The organism is Parvimonas micra (genome assembly GCF_037482165.1).
Classification (GTDB): domain Bacteria; phylum Bacillota; class Clostridia; order Tissierellales; family Peptoniphilaceae; genus Parvimonas.
In genome coordinates this window covers 1,422,279-1,441,276 of record NZ_CP148048.1, presented here as the reverse complement: position 1 = coordinate 1,441,276, position 18,998 = coordinate 1,422,279, and the positions used below count along the sequence as shown (strand labels likewise).

Annotated in this window: 16 protein-coding genes; 15 read left to right on the top strand and 1 reads right to left on the bottom strand. The window is 29.4% G+C overall.

What is annotated here, in order from left to right; genetic code table 11:
- Positions 1–5 precede the first annotated feature (5 nt).
- The 4 genes from WFJ11_RS06960 to WFJ11_RS06945 all read left to right on the top strand — a co-directional run bounded on the left by WFJ11_RS06960 (position 6) and on the right by WFJ11_RS06945 (position 4,842).
- Complete coding sequence (locus WFJ11_RS06960; RefSeq protein WP_009354776.1) at positions 6–923, top strand: tRNA 2-thiocytidine(32) synthetase TtcA; 918 nt, start codon at positions 6–8, stop codon at positions 921–923.
- Positions 924–1,790: 867 nt separating this feature from the next.
- Positions 1,791–2,102, top strand: coding sequence for a PadR family transcriptional regulator (locus WFJ11_RS06955; RefSeq protein WP_009354874.1), 312 nt, complete (start codon positions 1,791–1,793; stop codon positions 2,100–2,102).
- Entirely contained in the window at positions 2,095–3,396 is a 1,302-nt protein-coding gene (locus WFJ11_RS06950; protein ID WP_338817318.1) for an HAAS signaling domain-containing protein, read from the top strand. The genes WFJ11_RS06955 and WFJ11_RS06950 overlap by 8 nt, the downstream gene beginning before the upstream one ends.
- Positions 3,397–3,468: 72 nt before the next feature.
- Positions 3,469–4,842 carry an aminopeptidase gene (locus WFJ11_RS06945; protein WP_338817317.1) on the top strand — a complete coding sequence of 458 codons (1,374 nt, stop codon included), beginning with the start codon at positions 3,469–3,471 and terminating at the stop codon, positions 4,840–4,842.
- A 187-nt stretch (positions 4,843–5,029) separates the two neighbouring features.
- Here the strand turns inward: WFJ11_RS06945 and WFJ11_RS06940 are convergent, their stop codons facing one another.
- Positions 5,030–5,905: a 5'-nucleotidase, lipoprotein e(P4) family gene (locus WFJ11_RS06940; protein ID WP_313961577.1), complete on the bottom strand. Its 876-nt coding sequence runs from the start codon at positions 5,903–5,905 to the stop codon at positions 5,030–5,032.
- Between the two features lie 405 nt (positions 5,906–6,310).
- On the opposite strand from WFJ11_RS06940, the gene adhP reads away from it, so the two are divergent.
- From adhP to WFJ11_RS06885, 11 genes are all read left to right on the top strand, one after another.
- Positions 6,311–7,324, top strand: a complete 1,014-nt coding sequence (adhP, locus tag WFJ11_RS06935; protein ID WP_338817316.1) for an alcohol dehydrogenase AdhP — start codon at positions 6,311–6,313, stop codon at positions 7,322–7,324.
- A gap of 379 nt (positions 7,325–7,703) precedes the next feature.
- The gene (gene pflB, locus WFJ11_RS06930) at positions 7,704–9,950 is read left to right on the top strand and encodes a formate C-acetyltransferase (protein ID WP_338817315.1); all 2,247 of its coding nucleotides are present in this window, start codon (positions 7,704–7,706) and stop codon (positions 9,948–9,950) included.
- A gap of 90 nt (positions 9,951–10,040) precedes the next feature.
- Positions 10,041–10,769: a pyruvate formate-lyase-activating protein gene (pflA, locus tag WFJ11_RS06925; RefSeq protein WP_338817314.1), complete on the top strand. Its 729-nt coding sequence runs from the start codon at positions 10,041–10,043 to the stop codon at positions 10,767–10,769.
- 385 nt (positions 10,770–11,154) lie between these two features.
- On the top strand, positions 11,155–12,453 hold the full coding sequence (locus WFJ11_RS06920) for an LCP family protein (protein WP_338817313.1): 1,299 nt from the start codon (positions 11,155–11,157) through the stop codon (positions 12,451–12,453).
- Between the two features lie 16 nt (positions 12,454–12,469).
- Positions 12,470–13,138: a Wzz/FepE/Etk N-terminal domain-containing protein gene (locus WFJ11_RS06915; RefSeq protein ID WP_009354758.1), complete on the top strand. Its 669-nt coding sequence runs from the start codon at positions 12,470–12,472 to the stop codon at positions 13,136–13,138.
- A 16-nt stretch (positions 13,139–13,154) separates the two neighbouring features.
- Positions 13,155–13,793 (top strand): polysaccharide biosynthesis tyrosine autokinase, encoded by a 639-nt coding sequence (locus WFJ11_RS06910; protein WP_313961573.1) that lies wholly within the window; start codon positions 13,155–13,157, stop codon positions 13,791–13,793.
- A gap of 44 nt (positions 13,794–13,837) precedes the next feature.
- Positions 13,838–15,052 (top strand): DegT/DnrJ/EryC1/StrS family aminotransferase, encoded by a 1,215-nt coding sequence (locus WFJ11_RS06905; RefSeq protein ID WP_338817312.1) that lies wholly within the window; start codon positions 13,838–13,840, stop codon positions 15,050–15,052.
- A gap of 14 nt (positions 15,053–15,066) precedes the next feature.
- Positions 15,067–15,705, top strand: coding sequence for a sugar transferase (locus WFJ11_RS06900; protein ID WP_338817311.1), 639 nt, complete (start codon positions 15,067–15,069; stop codon positions 15,703–15,705).
- Positions 15,706–15,727: 22 nt separating this feature from the next.
- Positions 15,728–17,023 carry an ATP-grasp domain-containing protein gene (locus WFJ11_RS06895; RefSeq protein WP_338817310.1) on the top strand — a complete coding sequence of 432 codons (1,296 nt, stop codon included), beginning with the start codon at positions 15,728–15,730 and terminating at the stop codon, positions 17,021–17,023.
- Between the two features lies 1 nt (position 17,024).
- Positions 17,025–17,963 (top strand): 1-aminocyclopropane-1-carboxylate deaminase/D-cysteine desulfhydrase, encoded by a 939-nt coding sequence (locus WFJ11_RS06890; RefSeq protein ID WP_338817308.1) that lies wholly within the window; start codon positions 17,025–17,027, stop codon positions 17,961–17,963.
- Between the two features lie 15 nt (positions 17,964–17,978).
- Complete coding sequence (locus WFJ11_RS06885; protein WP_338817306.1) at positions 17,979–18,959, top strand: ATP-grasp domain-containing protein; 981 nt, start codon at positions 17,979–17,981, stop codon at positions 18,957–18,959.
- Positions 18,960–18,998: the final 39 nt, after the last annotated feature.

Below are 18,998 nucleotides of genomic sequence, written 5' to 3'. Positions count from 1 at the left end.
GAAATATGGAAAATAAGGAAATAAAAGATATAATGGAAAATAGAGAAAATAATTTACAGGCGACTTGTCCTGTTCTTTTTCCTGAAAATGAAAGAGCTGAACTTAAAGATATTGAAAGGTCGCTGATAAAAAGATATAGAAAACATATCTGGTCAAAATTTGTAAAGGCGATTAAAGAATACAATTTAATAGAAGACGGAGATAAGATTGCGGTTGCAATTTCAGGTGGAAAAGACAGCTTGATTATGGCAAAACTTTTTCAAGAGCTTAAAAAGAATGGAAAAGATAATTTTGAACTTGAATTTATTGCGATGGATCCGGGTTATCATCCGTCCATAAAAGAGTTACTTTTAGAAAATGCAAAATATCTTGAAATTCCTCTTACATATTATCCTGCTGATATTTTTGCAGTTGCAGACAAAATTGCAGGAGATTATCCTTGCTATATGTGTGCAAGAATGAGAAGGGGCTCACTATATGCAAAAGCTAAAGAACTTGGCTGTAACAAATTGGCATTAGGTCATCATTTTAATGATGTCATTGAGACTACAATGCTTAACTTATTATGTGCTGGAAGTTTTAAGACAATGCCACCTAAACTAAAGGCGAAAAACTTTGAAGATATGGAAATAATAAGACCTCTATATCTTATAGAAGAAGAATATATAATAAGGTGGATGAAGTCAACAGGACTTATGCCTTTAAATTGTGCTTGTATGGTTGCAGCTAAAAAAATTGGAAACAAAAGATATCAAATAAAAGACTTAATCGAAAACTTGAAAAAAGACTTTAAAAATGTCGACAGCTCAATTTTTAGAGCAGCCGAAAATGTAAACATAAATTTACTATTAGGCTATGAAATAAATGGACATAAAGTCGATTTTAACGAAAAATACGAAAATGACAATCCATTTTATGAGTAAATAAATGCAAAAAATGTAAACAGTGAATTTTTGAATTCGCTGTTTTTTTGTTTCTGTAATCTATGTATCTACGATACATTTTAGTTTTGCTTACGAGTAAGCAAAACTATGAGATTTCCAGAGTAATTGTATCTAACGATACAATTACCCCGTCAGACCTACTTTTGTTTACAAGTAAACAAAGTTAGGGCTAGATTCATTTCATTCGTTTCACTCATTTCGGTCGAAATGACATATAAGGAGAATAACTTTGTTAAGTGGCTAGATGTTAATGGGAAATAAATGTTAAAAAGCATAAGAGTAAAATAAATAAAATTGAAATTACTAAAAATTGTATAAATCATAATAGTTCACGTCATGTTACTCTGAAAAGAAAAGCCCCCAACACGTCATCTTGAGCGAAGTGAAGCGAAGTCGAAAGATCTCAACTATTGCTTGTTTACAAGCAATAGTATTTCTGAAAGAAATCCTAATAAATTATTGATGTATCTTCGATACATTTACTTTTGCTAAAGCAAAAGTATGAGATCTCTCCGCTTCATTCGTTTCACTCATTTTGGTCGAGATGACGTATAAGGGAAGAAATGTTATTTAAGGGCTTAACGTTAATAGTAAATAAACTTCATTTATTTTTAAAAATTTTACTTAAAAAATATTTCACGTCATATTATTTAACAAAGCAAAGCCCCTAACACGTCATTTTGACTGTAGCGAAGCGAAACGGAGAAATCTCATAAGGCTCTAACAAAATCATCTTTAATCTATACTTTTAAAAGATAACAAAAATCCCAAAAAATATATTGACTTTATATACTATACGTTATATAATATAAGTAAGTTAATAATAATTGATAGAAAGGAGTAGTTATGTTTTCAATTCAAGGAGAAATTTTAGACTTTTGTGTTCTTGCGATTGTTAATCGAAGTGATACTTACGGTTATGAAATTACTCAGAAACTAATGGCTACCATTGAAATTTCAGAGTCAACTCTATATCCGGTTTTAAGAAGACTTTTAAAAAATGGTCTTTTGGATAGTTATGATGTTGCTTTTGACGGTAGAAACAGAAGGTATTATCGAATAACTGCAGCAGGACGAGACGTTTTAAATTTTAATAAGAAGAAGTGGAATTTATATGTTGAACAAGTAAATCAAATTGTTGGAGGTAATGATGAATAGAAGAACTTTTATGCGAAAACTTATGTCTTATCTGAAAAATATTTCGAGTACAGAAAGACAAAATGTAGAAAATTTTTATAATGAAATGTTTGATGAACAAGGGATTGGTCTTGATGATGAAGTCCCTGAAAGCTTTGGAAATCCAAGAAAAATTGCAATGGAAATTTTAGCAGAAGATATTGAGATAGAAGAAGAGAGAAATGAAAGAAGTGGAGATAAAAAGGGAAGTTTTTGGAAAAAAATGGCTCTTGTTATAAAAAAATTATCTCTTGTTTTACTTGGAATTTTATCACTTCCATTCTTTCCAATATTTCCATTCCTAGTTCCAATTTTTGCAATTGCTGGTGTTTTCTTTGCGGTTTGGATTGTGTTTTCCGTTATAGGATTAATAATTTCTTTAATTACTTTGCCGTTTTCTATTATTTTTAAACCAGAATTAATTATTACTTGGGGTGGAAGATTATTATTATTTATCATTTTATTATATGTTTTTGGATGGTTAATAAAATGGTTATATAGAATGTTGGTTAAGGATATTTCAAAAAATCCTGGTAAATATACTAAAAAATATGCTAGAGTTCATTATCAATCTAATGATGATGAGGATTATGAAATTTATGAGGAGGAAGATATGGATAACTCAAATATAAATATTGATTCTTTTTATGAAGATATTGATGAAATAGAAATTGATTTTAGTGCTTTAAGTGCAAAATTTGAAGTAAGTGATGATAAAACAGTAAGAGTGAAGTCAAGAAATTTAAAAAGTACTAAATTGTATTGTGAAAAATCTCAAAATAAATTGAAAATTTATAATAAGGGTTTAGTTGGACATCTTGATGATAAAGGAATTATAATTGATGGTGATTTTATTAAAGATTCTTCTCTTACAATTTATGTTCCTGAAAATGTTTCAATTAGAGGGGAAATAAGTGCTTCAAGTGTTAAGATGAAAGACTTAGAACTTAAAGATTTTAAATTGGAAATAGATGCTGGAAATGCAACTTTAAAAAATCTAGAAGTTAAAAACTTTGAGGTTCAAGTTAATGCTGGAAATATCAAAGGAGATGTTGAATATCAAGATATGTTCGAACTTGATGTTCAAGCTGGAAATGCTACACTTGATGTTGATAAATTGTATGGAGAAATAGAATACGAATACAATGTAGAAATGGGAAGTTTACGAATTTTTGGAGAATCCTTTGCCGGATTTGATAAAAATGGAAGAAAAAACAGAGCTTCTGATGTTAATATGAAGATTAATTGTGAAGCAGGAAAAGTTACCATAAATTAGGTTAATAATTTACTTGTTACCTTAATTATGTTATAATGGTCTTGTAAAATATTTTATATTAGGAGGAAGGTTATGACTAACAAGAGTGCATGGTTACAAATTGAAGATGCAGAAAAAAATTTAGTTTTTGATTTCTGTGAAGACTATAAAAAGTTTTTGACAGTTGCAAAGACAGAAAGACTTGCTTGTTCAGAAATTATTCGTCAAGCAAAAGAAAAAGGCTTTAGAGATTTAGAAGAACTTTACAAAACAGGAGAAAAATTCAAAGCTGGAGATAAATTTTATCTAAATCATAAAAATAAGTCAGTTGCTCTTTTTGTAATGGGAACTGAACCTTTAGAAAATGGACTAAATATCGTTGGGGCGCATATTGACAGTCCACGTTTAGATGTTAAACAAAATCCTTTGTATGAAGCGAATAATTTAACAAAAATGAAAACTCATTATTATGGTGGAGTTAAATTATATCAATATGCAACAATTCCTTTAGCAATTCATGGGGTTGTTTACAATTCTGCTGGAGAAAAAATTGATATTCACATTGGTGAAGATAAAGACGATCCAGTATTTTGTGTAACAGATTTATTGATTCACTTATCAAAAAATCAATTAGCAAAAACAGCTCGTGAAGCATTAGTTGGAGAACAAATGAATATTCTAATGGGCAATATGCCTCTAAAGGATACTGAAAAAGATGCTGTTAAAGAAAATGTTCTAAAATTAATAAAAGAAAAATATAATTTTGAAGAAGAAGATTTCAAAATTGCTGAATTAGAAATTGTACCAGCAGGAGAAGCTAGAGATTTAGGACTTGATAGATCAATGGTTTTAAGCTATGGTCAAGATGATAGAGTATGTGCTTTTACAACAATGCGTGCTATTTTTGAAATTGAAAATCCAAAGAGAACAGCTTGTGGATTATTTATGGATAAAGAAGAAATAGGTTCAATGGGTAATACAGGAATGGCATCATATTTCTGGGAAAATACAATGACTGAACTTGTAAATCTTGAAGGAGAATTTTGTCAATTAAAAGTTAATCGTTCATTAAAGAATTCTAAAGTATTATCTGCAGACGTTGCAGCGGGTTTTGATCCTGACTTTGCGGATGCTAGTGAACAAATGAACTCTGCATTTATCGGTTCAGGTATTTCAATTTGTAAATATACTGGAAGCGGTGGAAAATTCGGATCAAGTGATGCAAATGCTGAATTTTTAGCAGAAGTTAGAAAAGTATTTAAAGAAAACAATGTTGTATGGCAAACTTCAGAACTTGGTAAAGTTGACCAAGGTGGTGGAGGAACAATCGCATTACTTCTTGCAAAATATGGCGCAGAAGTTTTAGATGCAGGTCCTGCTACATTGAGTATGCACTCACCATATGAAGTTACAAGTAAAATAGATGTTTATATGAGTTATAAAGCATATAAGGCATTTATGTTATAAGATTTAAGATAAAAATAAACCCACCTGAAAGATGTTAAACATCAAGCGGGTGGGTTTTTGTTGTAGAATAATCTATTTCTTAATTATTTACATTATGAAATAAATCAAAAGTAGCTAGTCTTAATTTGTAAAATTGTAATTTAATTTGTAAAATTGTAATTTAATTTGTAAAATTGTAATTTAATTTCTATTTATAGTCCTCAACTGTATTTTTTTCAACATTAAATATTTTTAGAGCTGATTTTCTAAGTTTATCTTTTTCTTCATCAGACTTTTTAAAATCATTATTATATAGAGTACCTTCCCAACTTCCGTACATTGGATTTGGTAACATTATATATTTATCTCCCCATTCTTTTGCATGATCTTTAACGAATTTATCTCTTCCTGCTAATGAGCTGTCTTCAGGAGTTGCAAAGTCAAGCAAATTATCTCCAACTAACATAACTATCTTATGAGTTTCTTCAACTTTTTTACGTCTTCCATCTTTACCTTTTTCTCCCTTAGGTCTTAACATCAAGTTATCATCGGATTGTAGAGGAAGCTCTTTTTCTAAAAGATTTTTCTTAGTAGCTTCAAATTCAGTTTCTGCATTTCTATCTGTTACATAATAAATTCCAACACCATTTTTATTTGCAAAATCTAAAAATTCTTTTGCTCCATAAACAACTTCGGCTTTTCCGTACATAACCCATTCATGCCATCCTTCTGGATATGATTTACCATTAGCTGCATAATAAGCTTGAATAGGTGAGTTGTCAAGAACAGTTTCATCTAAATCTAAGACAACAGCCAATTTTTCGCCTTTAGTATTATTTTTGATTTTTTCTTCTAAAGATTTTTTTGCAGCATTATAGCCTTGAGTATAAAGCGCTTTGGCTTCAGCAGAAGTTTGATACCAAGCAACAGCCATTAAACCCTGATTAGGCAAATTGACATTGTCTTTTTTCTCTTGAGTTTCAGTTTGTTGTTTAGGTGTTTCTGCTTCTTTTTTAGCTGGTGCAGAACAAGCACTTAATAATAACAGCATTGCTAGTAATAAACTAGATTTTTTCTTAAACATAATATCCTCCTAAATTTATTACAATCTTACAAAACTATTATATCATAACATATTTTTGATAATCAATATATTTTCACCTATAGAAAGATAGACTGTGGGAATTAACTTTACTCCAAAAAACTAAGAATTAACTAATATTTAAAAACTTATTTATATTATTAGCAAAAAAATTTATTAACTAGATTAGATTTAACAAAAAATTAAAATATATTTTTACTTAATGACGTTATTTGTTAAAAATATCAATAATACGATAAACCAAAACATTTTTAAAATATTTTGTTAAAAGTTGTTGACATCATTTATTAATAGAGTTATAATAGGGCTGTAAAAAGATAATATTAAAAAAATTTAGATTTTTTTAAATTACAAAAAATATAATAATTATTTTAAGGAGGTTTTTTTATGAAAGCTGTAGTTGTTAATAAAGAAGGAACTTGGGTTGAATTAGTTGAAAGAGATATAAGAAAACCAGGTTATGGAGAAGCGTTAATAGATGTTGAATACTGTGGAGTTTGCCATACTGACTTGCATGTTGCAAAGGGAGATTTTGGAAAAGTTCCAGGTCGTGTTCTTGGACATGAAGGTATCGGTATTGTAAAAGAACTTGGAGAAGGTGTTAAATCTTTAAAAGTTGGGGATAGAGTAAGCGTTGCTTGGTTCTATGAAGGCTGTGGTTGCTGTGAATACTGTAATACAGGAAGAGAAACTCTTTGTAGAACTGTAAAAAATGCAGGATACTCAGTTGATGGAGCAATGGCTACTCAATGTATCGTAACTGCTGACTATGCTGTTAAAGTACCTGATGGATTAGATCCAGCTCAAGCAAGTAGTATCACTTGTGCAGGTGTTACTTGCTATGCTGCAATAAAGGCTGCTAAACTAAAACCAGGTCAATGGATTGCTCTATATGGTGCTGGTGGACTTGGAAACTTAGCTATTCAATATGCAAAGAAAGTATTTAATGCTCATGTAGTAGCTGTAGATATAAATGATGATAAACTTGCTCTTGCAAAAAAATGTGGAGCTGATATAGTAATAAATGGACTTAAAGAAAATCCTGTTGAAGTAATTAAAGAAAAAACAGGTGGTTGTCATTCATCTGTTGTTACAGCAGTTTCAAAAGTTGCTTTCAACCAAGCTATTGATTCAGTAAGAGCTGGGGGAATAGTTGTAGCTGTTGGATTGCCATCAGAAACAATGGATGTATCTATAGTTAAAACTGTTCTTGACGGAATTGAAATTATTGGTTCACTTGTAGGAACAAGAAAAGACTTAGAAGAAGCATTCCAATTCGGTGCAGAAGGAATGGTTGTTCCAGTTGTTAAAAAACGTCCAATAGAAGATGCCCCTGCTATTTTCAAAGAAATGGAAGACGGAGTTATTACAGGTCGTATGGTTATAGATATGAAAATGTAAGATATGTAAATTTATAAAGGGGCTTAAGCCCCTTTTTTTGTTAAATAAAATATTATTGATGATATTTATGTAATTTTTAGTATTATGATGCTACCACAAAAAAATTTTAAACTAAAAAACTTTATAGTAATGTTGTAAATTTGTTAAAAATATTAATATCTTTGTAAGCAATATGAAAACGATACATAAAAGTAATTAATTTTACTTTGTAGTAATTTAAATATATTTACACAATGTAAAATAAACTTGAAAATTTTGTGAAAATGTTTGAAAAATTATCTTTTTGTGATTACAATCACAGACGGAAGATTTAGTTGGGTATATACTATATATATAGTAAATAAATTACATAATGAATATAAATATAGGAGATGATTTTATGGACGCATGGAGAGGTTTTAAAAAAGGTAATTGGAATGAAAATATTGATACTAGAGATTTCATTCAATTAAATTATACACCTTATGAAGGAGATGAAAGTTTCTTAGCTGAACCAACTGAAAGAACTAAGAACTTATGGAAAAAAGCTGAAGACTTAATCTTAGAAGAAGTTAGAACAAAGACTGTAAAAGTTGATACTACAAGAGTTTCAGGAATTAATAATTTTCCTGCTGGATATTTAGATAAAGAAAATGAATTGATTGTAGGTTTCCAAACTGATGAACCAATGAAGAGAATCGTAAATCCTTATGGCGGATACAGAATGGTTACAAATTCTTTAGATGCTTACGGATTAAAGATGGATCCAACAATTGAAAAATATTTCAATGAATTTAGAAAAACTCACAATCAAGGTGTTTTTGACGCTTATACTTCTCAAATGAGAAAAGCTAGAACTGTTGGTCTTTTAACAGGTCTTCCAGATGCTTATGGACGTGGAAGAATTATAGGAGATTACAGAAGAGTTGCTCTTTATGGAATTGACAGATTAAGAGAAGATAAATTAAATGAATTTAGAAAATTAGAAAGCGAATTAGCTTCAGAAGAAATTATCAGACTTAGAGAAGAACTTTCTGAACAATACAGAGCTTTAGATGAAATGAAGAAAATGGCTTTGGAATATGGCTATGATATTTCTGTTCCAGCTACAAATGCTAAAGAAGCTATACAATGGTTATATTTTGCGTATTTAGCAGCTGTTAAAGAAAATAACGGAGCTGCAATGAGCCTTGGTAGAAATGGTGGTTTCCTAGATATCTACATCAAGAGAGATATTGATGAAGGAACTTTAACAGAAAGCGAAGCTCAAGAATTAATTGACCAATTCGTTATGAAACTTAGAATGATGAGACATTTAAGAACTCCTGAATATGATGAATTATTCGCTGGAGATCCTACTTGGGTTACTGAATCTTTAGGTGGTATGGGACTTGACGGAAGAACATTAGTTACTAAAACTGCTTTTAGAATTTTACACACTTTAACTAATTTAGATTCTTCACCAGAACCAAATATGACTGTTCTTTGGAGTTTAGATTTACCAGAAGCTTGGAAAAACTATTGCTCTAAAATGAGTATTCAAACAGGTTCATTACAATATGAAAATGATGATGCAATGAGACCAGTTCACGGAGATGACTATGCAATTGCTTGTTGTGTATCTTCAATGGTAATTGGTAAACAAATGCAATTCTTTGGAGCTAGAGCAAATCTTGCAAAATCACTTCTTTACGCTATTAACGGTGGCGTTGATGAAATGAAGAGAGCAAAAGATGGTTCTTTAATCAAAGTTTTAGATGGTATTGAACCAATTAAAGATGAAGTTTTAGATTTTGACAAAGTTTATGCTAACTATAAATTAGTTTTAGAAAAAGTTGCAAAACTTTATGTAAATACAATGAATACAATTCACTATATGCATGATAAATATGCTTATGAAGCTGGACAAATGGCTCTACATGATACTTTTGTTCATAGATATATGGCATTTGGTGTAGCTGGTATTTCAATCGTAGCTGACTCATTAAGTGCAATTAAATATGCAAAAGTTAAACCAATAAGAGACGAAAACGGATTAGCTATTGACTTTGAAATTGAAGGAGATTTCCCAACTTACGGAAATGATGATGACAGAGTTGACTCAATAGGAGTAGAAGTTATCGAAGGATTTATGGAAGAACTTAGAAAAACTCCTACTTACAGAAATTCTGAACATACACTTTCAATCTTAACTATAACTTCAAACGTAGTTTATGGTAAAAAGACAGGAACAACTCCTGACGGAAGAAAGAAAGGCGAACCATTCGCACCAGGAGCTAACCCAATGCATGGAAGAGATAAGACAGGTGCAATTGCATCACTTAACTCAGTTGCAAAAATTCCTTTTGCTGGATGCTGTCAAGACGGTATTTCTAATACATTCTCAATAGTTCCAACAGCTTTAGGAAAGAGTGAAGATGAAAGAAAAGTTAATTTAACAAACTTAATGGATGGTTATTTTGAACAATTAGCATTCCATTTGAATGTTAATGTACTTGATAGAGCAACTTTAATGGATGCTTATGATCATCCAGAAAAATATCCAAACTTAACAATTCGTGTTTCTGGATATGCAGTTAGATTTAACAGACTTACAAAAGAACAACAAATGGAAGTAATTCATAGAACTTTCCACGAAAGTCGTTAAAAAGTTGCAAAGTAAATGATAAAATAAACAAAGCAGGTTGTCCTGCTTTGTTTTTTCTACATTTTTTTATAATAATTAAAAGGTGATTTTATGGTAATAGGCAGGTTGCACTCAATTGAAACAATGGGGCTTGTTGACGGACCAGGCATAAGAACAATTTTCTTTTTACAAGGTTGTCCTCTTAGATGTCTTTACTGTCATAACCCAGATACTCAAGCATTGCAAGGCGGTACGGAGATAACGCCTGATTTTGTGCTGTCTAAAGCCAAAAGATATAAGACCTATTATAGAGATAATGGAGGAATAACTTTTTCTGGTGGAGAACCTCTTTTACAAGGAGAATTTCTTGCTGAAACTCTAAAATTATTAAAAGAAAATGGATATAACACTTGTATTGACACAAGTGGTTATGGAAATGAAAAGTATTTTAAAGAAATTTTAGAAAATACAGATACAATTCTTTTAGATGTAAAAAGTTTTTCAAACCAAGGCTATTTGGAAATGGTAAAACAAAAAATGGATGGTTTCTATACATTTCTAGATTATGTGGAAAAATATTTTAAAGGAAAAATTTGGTTTAGACATGTTATGGTTCCAGGTTTTACTGATAATAAAGAATCAATGGATAAACTAATAGAAATAATTAAACCGTATCGAGATAAAATTGAAAGAGTTGAAATACTACCATATCATATAATGGGAGTAGAAAAGTATAAAGAACTCGGAAAAGATTACAAACTAAAAGGTGTACCTGCAATGAATAAAGAAAAAGCTGTTATGCTTGAAAGTTATGTAAGACATAAATTAAATTTTAACTAAGTCATCATTTTTGATGACTTTTTTTATTGTGAAATAACAAGGTTCCTGGGAACCCACCCGATGCAAAGCATTGTGGAAGGCTGGGGTTCTCATGTCTATGAATATTTATACAACATTTGATTAATTTTTATGTAAAATATATTAAAATATGTTGAAAAATTCTTAATTTTATGTTATAATAAGGTGAATTTTTATTATACAATTTTAGGAGGAATGAAAATTGGATATGCAGGCTGGGGGCAAAAGAGCTGAAGGAAAGATTCTAATGGTTATTAATTGGATCCTTTTTGCTATTTTGTCATTTTTTACGATTACAGATTTATTTATTATGTTTAAGTATAATCTGTTAAATTTCAAAAAAATTAATTATATTATTTTAGCTTTTATGGCAATTATTTTAATTTTATTATTGGTGTTAAATATAATTCGTAAAGGAAAAATATTTACTACTATTATTTCAACATTCTTTATAATAGTTACATTATTTGCATTTAATTATATGAATAAAGGGCTTAACTTATTTAATAAATTAAATGAAAATGCAAAAGTAACTGAAAATACTATGGTTGTCTTGGTTCGTGCAGATAGTGATATGAATAGTATTAACGATGTTAAGGGTAAAGTTCTTGCACCAACTCAGTTGGATAAAGAAAATATTGATAAACTAGTTAAAGAAGTTGAAGAAAAAGCAAATGTAAAGTTAAATATTCAAGATACTAAGTCATATTTACAAGCATATGAAGATTTAATTTCAGGGAAATCTCAAGTTATGGTGTTAAATGCAGCTCATGGAGATTTAATAGCAAATGCTTATCCTGATTATCTTGATAAGGTAAAAAAAATATATGAATACAAAATTGTTGAAGAAGTAAAAGAAGAAAAGAAAGATAAAGAAGTTACAGGAAAAGATAGCTTCAATATATATGTAAGCGGTATAGATACTTATGGTCCAATAACTACAGTATCAAGAAGTGATGTAAATGTTCTTATTACAGTTAATAAAAAGACACATAAGATTGTTTTAACTACAACACCTAGAGATGCTTATGTAAAAATTGCCGGTGGTGGAAACAATCAATATGACAAATTGACTCACTCAGGAATTTATGGAGTAAAGGCTTCAGTTAAAACTTTAGAAAATTTATATGGAATAAACATTGAACATTATGCTAGAGTTAATTTCACAACTTTTATGAAATTAATTGACTTAGTTGGCGGAATTGATGTATATAATGATCAAGATTTTGTTTCTAGAATAGGAAATTATCACTTCCCAGTAGGGACTGTTCATCTAAGTTCTGAAAAAGCATTAGGCTTTGTTCGTGAAAGATATAATCTTGCAGATGGGGATAGAGATAGAGGTAAGAATCACGAAAAAGTTATAGCTGCAATAATAAAGAAAATGACTTCAAAGGCAGCCTTAAGTAATTTTAGTTCAATTTTGGATGAGCTTTCTTCTTCAGTTCAAACTGACATGCCGGTTAGTGAAATTATGGAATTGGTAAATCAACAAATCGATTCAGGAGAAGACTTCAAAATAGAATCTCAAGCACTTAATGGAGTTGGAAAGACAGGTTTGCCATCCTATGCAATGCCTGGATATAAACTTTATATGATGGAAGTTGATAAACAAAGTTTAGAAAACTGTAAAAGTAAAATACAAAGTGTATTACAAGGAAAATAAATATTGAGAGGGAATTATGGAAAAATCATTTGTAGAAATTGATATTGATTTTGGTAAAGTGTTCAGCCAAGTTTTTCAAAAGAGATTTATAATTTTAATAACATCTTGTGCTGTTGCTCTTATGACAATCATATATCTTGGAATTATCACACCTGCTGAATATCGTATAACTTCAAAGATATATATTGTAGAAAAAGAAAATATAACAAATTATTCAAATCTTCAATATCTAAGTAGAGAAGTTAGAGAATATATGAAATCTGAAGGAATGTTAAAAGAAGTTATCGAACAAAATCAAGACAAAAAAATTGATCTTGAAGATTTAAAAGTAAAACTTCTATTATCTTCAAACGGTGGCAGAATTATTACTGCTACAATAAGAGGTACAAATGTACAAGAAATGAAAGAAATAATGGATTCCTTCATAAAAATATCTTCAAAAAAAGTTGTTTCAGACTTAAAGATATCAGAAGTAAGAGTTTTAGAAGAAAGTAGCGAACCAAAAAAAGTTGAAAGACATATTATAAAAAAATCACTTATGTACTTTTTTGCTACTGCAATAGGTTTTGTTTTGATAGAATTATTAATTAGACTTTTTGATAATAAAATCTATTCAAGAGATGACTTGAAAAATGATATTTTAGATACAGAACTTTTAGGTATTATTCCTAAGGACAATTTGTAATAAGGAGAGCGAAAATATGAAAAAGAGAATATCTACTAAAAATGTAATAAATACAACAGTAGAAGATTATTACAATACTATTAGGACTAATATCATTTTAAAAAATAAGAATTTTAAGACTATAGTTGCAACATCAATAAAACAAAGTAATACAAAAAGTAAAAATGCTCTTAATATTGCATTTTCATTTGCTAAATTGGGGATAAGAGTACTTTACGTAGATTGCGACTTTAGAAAATTAAATAAGGATAGACTTTTTAAATTTAAAGAAAATCTTGTTGGATTAAGAAACTTTTTAGAATATAAAACAGATTTTTATGATATTGTATTCCAAACAGAATTGGATAACTTTGATGTTATTTTAGCTGGAGATTCTACAAAGAATCCTCTTGATTTATTACAAAATGATAGAATTAATTTATTTTTTGAATATATTAATTCAGAATACGACTTAGTAATTATTGATGTTCCGGACTTAAACTCAAGTATTGATGCATCATTAATTGCAAGAAAATGTGATTCAAGTATTTTATTTGTTGAATCTGGAAAATCAAATAAGGAAGAAATATTACATTCTAAATCAAAATTGGAGAATATAGGGGTTGATGTCTTAGGAATTATTTTAAATCAAGTACAAATAAAGACTAAGCATTAAGATAGGAGCATTTATTTATTTACGGATAGGAGATATTTATTAAAATGGGAAATGAAACTGACATAGTTTTTGATAGGAGAATATGGCTGAGTTCCCCTACTATGCATGGATTAGAATTGGATTATATGAAAGAGGCTTATGACACGAACTGGATGTCAACTATCGGAGAAAATATCGATCAAATAGAAAAAATTATCACTGACAAACTAAATTGTAAATTTGCAGTCGCTCTTTCTTCCGGAACTGCAGCTTTGCATTTGGCTATTAAGAGTGCTGGAATAAAAAAAGGGGATAAAGTTTTTTGTTCAGATATGACTTTTAGTGCAACGGTAAATCCAGTTGTTTATGAAGGTGGTGAACCTATTTTCATAGATACTGAGTATGATACTTGGAATATGGATCCAGTGGCTCTTGAAAAGGCATTTGAACTTTATCCTGATGTCAAATGTGTTATTTTGGTACATCTATATGGAGTTCCTGCAAAATTAGATGAGATAAAGTCTATATGTAAGAAGCATAATGCGATATTAATTGAAGATTCTGCAGAAGCTTTAGGAGCTACATATAAAGGAAAACCTATAGGAACAGAAAACAACTTTAATATTTTGTCTTTTAATGGAAACAAGATAATAACAGGGACTTCAGGTGGTATGTTTTTAACTAATGACGAAAAGTTGGCAAATAAAGTTAAAAAATGGTCTACACAATCAAGAGAGGACACTATTTGGTATCAACATCATGAAATTGGTTACAATTACAGAATGAGTAATGTTGTCGCTGGTGTTGTAAGAGGTCAACTGCCTTATTTGGAAGAACATATAGCACAAAAAACTGAAATATATAAAAGGTACAAAGAGGGACTTAAAGGATTACCTTTAAAGATGAATCCATTTGATAAAGAAAAATCAGTTCCTAATTTTTGGCTATCTTGTATAATCATTGACAAAGAAGCCATGTGCGAACAAAATATTGGAGACCTTGAGGCAGATTATGTTAAGAAAAGTGGAAAGAGTTGTCCAATTGAAATTTTGAATACTTTAAGAACATATGTTGTTGAAAGCAGACCTATTTGGAAACCAATGCATATGCAACCTATATATAAAGACAATATTTTTATTACTAAAAATGGGTTGTATGATGAAAGTATTGACGTTAGTAGAGATATTTTCCATAGAGGACTTTGTTTGCCAAGCGATAATAAGATGACAAAAGAAGAACAAGATAAAATTATTAAAATTATTAGAAATTGTTTCAAATAAAGGGATGTATAACTTTGGATAGGAAAAGAAAAACAAAAGTTTATGAAAATTTCATAAAAAGATTATTAGATATTATTCTTTCATTTTTTGCAATAATAATTTTTTCTCCAATTTTAATTATCGTAGCTATTTTAGTTCGAATTAAACTTGGAAGTCCAGTAATTTTTACACAAAATAGACCTGGGAAAAACGGAAAAATATTTAAACTTTACAAATTCAGAACTATGAAAGATTTAAAAGATGAAAATGGCGAATGGCTTCCTGATTCTGAAAGATTAACTGCTTTTGGAAAAAGACTTAGAGCCACATCTTTAGACGAATTGCCTGAATTATTTAATATTCTAAAAGGAGATATGGCAATAATAGGGCCAAGACCTCTTTTAGAAGAATATATTCCCTATTATACAGAAAAAGAAATGCATAGACATGATGTAAGACCGGGACTTAGTGGATTGGCTCAAATTAATGGTAGAAATGCATCTTCTTGGGAAGAAACTTTAGGTTATGATATAGATTATGTGAATAATATTAGTTTTACTGGAGATTTGAGTATTGTATTTCAAACTATTGGTAAAGTTGTAAAAAAATCAGATATTATTCAAGGTTCTGATAATAAAATTGGACGTTTTGATGACTATAGAAAATCAATGTAAATAAGCAAAATTGGAGAGATTTATGGGCAAAAAATTATTAATATTAGGTAGTGATTTTAGTACCGTTCACTTAGTTGAAGAAGCCAAGAAAATGGGTGTCTATGTAATAGTTACAGACTTGATGACAACTTCTCCAACAAAGGAAATAGCAGATGAAGCGTGGAATATTAGCACTACTGATATTGAAATTTTGATAAAAAAAATAAAAGAAGAAAATATAGACGGTATTCTAGCTGGAGCTAGTGAATTTAACATTGAAAATTGTAGAGAAATCTGTAAAAGACTAGACTTGCCTTTATACTGTTCAAGCGATAATGCTTGGGAAGTTTCAAGGAATAAGAGAAAATTTAAAGACTTATGCTTGAAACATGGTGTTAGAGTTGCGGAAGATTATCATCTTAATGATGAATTATCTGAAGATAGTTTAAAGAATATTAAATATCCCGTAGTAGTAAAACCTGTAGACAAAAGTGGAAACAGAGGTATGAGCTACTGTAATAATAAAGAAGAATTAATTGAAGGATATAAAAAAGCTAGAGCAATATCAGATAATGAAAATATAATCGTTGAAAAACAATTAAAAGGTGGAGAGTACACAGGATATTATGTAATAGCTGATGGCGAAATTGTGCTTTCATATTATACTTCTATGCATCATGAACCGAGAATGGCAGAAAATTTATATTCAATAGAATATATATCTTCTTGTCACTTAAAACAATATTTAGAAGAGGTAAACGAACCTCTTATTAAAGTTTTTAAAGATGCAGGTTGTAAAAATGGAATAGCTTGGACTGAATTAATGTATGATAATGACGGACATTTTTATGCTTTAGAAATGGGACATAGATTTGCGGGCCCGGGAATATATGCAGTTCATGAAAAAATTTCAGGATTTAATACTTATAAATGGATGATAGAATTTGCTCTAGGAAAGGAACATAAAAAATCTGATCTTCCTAAGCCTTTAGACAGTGCTTATATTAAATGTGCTGGAGCTTATGATTTATTTACTACTCATGAAGCGGTCGTAGACAAAATGGAAGGTCTTGATGAAGTTTTAAAATTAAATAATGTTGTAATTGATATGCCTAAAAGACAAGGTGACTCCGTAAGAGCAAATGTTAATATGGGAATTGTCAAAATTTATGGCAAAGATTGTGAAGAAATGTGTGATACTATAAAAAAAGTTAATGAATTATTGACAATAACAGATGAATCTGGAGATAATATATACATTCACTACACTGATTTTGAAACTTTAAGAAAAGAGTACAAAGAAGGACTTATACAATTTGAAGTTGTAGATAAGGAATAATATGAAAAAATATAAAACTTGTATTCATAGATTGGGAGATTATAATTCTAATTTTATTTGTATGAAAAGAGAGGATTTAATCCCTTTTTCATTTGGTGGAAATAAAGCAAGAAAAGCAAAATATTTTTTTGATGAAATTGATAGAGGAAATTTTGATTCTGTTGTAACCTATGGAAGCGGAAGCTCTAATCATTGCAGAATAATTTCAAATATGGCAAAACAAAGAGGATTGGAATGTTATATAATCAGTCCTAAAGAAGCATTTGAAGAGACTTTCAATCAAAGTATGATGAATTTATTTGATGCTAAAATCCAAGTTGTTTCTGTAAATGAAGTATCTGATACAATAGAGAAAACATTAGAATCTTTGAAAAATTCTGGTAAGAAGCCTTATTTTATTCAAGGTGGTGGACATGGAAACTTGGGAACAAGAGCCTATGTAGATTGCTATGAAGAAATAAAAGAATATGAAAAAGAAAATGGAATTACTTTTGATTATATATTCTTTGCATCAGGAACTGGAACAACTCAGGCAGGTCTTGTTTGTGGAAAATTGATTAATAATGATAACAGAAAAATTGTCGGAATTAGTATTGCCAGAAAAAATCCAAGAGGAAGAGATATTGTATTATCAAGTATTTATGAATATTTTAGCGAAAAAAATATAGAAAAAGATTCAAGCTTAATAGAAGAGTCAACAATATTTGTTGATGATTATGTAGGAAATGGATATGGAAATATGAATGATGATATTTCTAAGACCATAGAAAATATGATTTCGAATTATGGGATTCCGATGGATTCAACTTACACTGCAAAGGCATATAATGGAATGGAGAAGTATATTGAAAAAAATAATATTTCAGGTAAAAATATACTTTTTATTCATACTGGTGGAACACCGCTGTTTTTTGATTATTTAAAAAATAAAAATATATAATTTATGGGAGAAATTATGGAAGTTAATGTTTTAGTCTTGAGTTCAGGGACGAGAAATAAGATAATTGAATATTTTAAAGGAAATCTTGTAGATAAAAATGGAAATAGAACGGGAAAAGTAATTGCAACAGATATGAGCAATTTAGCTCCTTCCATTTATGAAGCAGATAAATTTTATATTGTTCCGGGGATTTTTTCAGATGGATATATTGAAAGAATTTTAGAAATATGCAAAAAAGAAAAAATTTCTGGAGTTTTAAGTTTAATAGATCCCGAACTATCTCTATTAGCTAAAAATGAAGCAAAATTTGCAGAATTAGGAGTAAAAATTATAGGTTCTCCTTATGAATTATGTGAAATGAGCTTGGATAAAATTAGAATGTTTAATTGGTTGACTGAAAATGGATATAAAACTGCAAAAAGCTATGATAATAGAGAAGAATTTATAAAAGACTATGAAAATAACAAAATTGACTTCCCTGTTTTTGTAAAACCCATTAAGGGAAGTGCATCAGTCGCAATAAATAAAGTTGAAAATATGGAAACTTTAGATTTGTTATTTAAAAATTCTGATAATTTAATGATTCAAGAATTTTTAAAAGGACAAGAATTTGGAGTTGATGTCTATATAGATTTAATAAGTGGAGAAATTTGTTCGATTTTTGCAAAGAAAAAATTGCTTATGAGAGCAGGAGAAACTGATAAGTCAGTATCTTTTAAAGATGAAAAACTATTTACTTTAGTTAAGAATTTCGTAAAATCTGCAGGATATAGAGGACAAATAGATATTGACATTTTTGAAATTGATGGAGAATATTACATTTCAGAAGTTAATCCAAGATTTGGCGGCGGTTATCCTCATGCTTATGAAAGTGGATGTAATCATATGAAGATGATTATTTCTAACTTAAAGGGAATAAAAAATGAAGTTGAAATTGGAAACTATGATGAAAATATATATATGATGAAATATAATGAAGTAAAAATCATTAGATAAGGAGAATTTCTGTGAGAAGTGGAGTAAGAAAAAAAATAG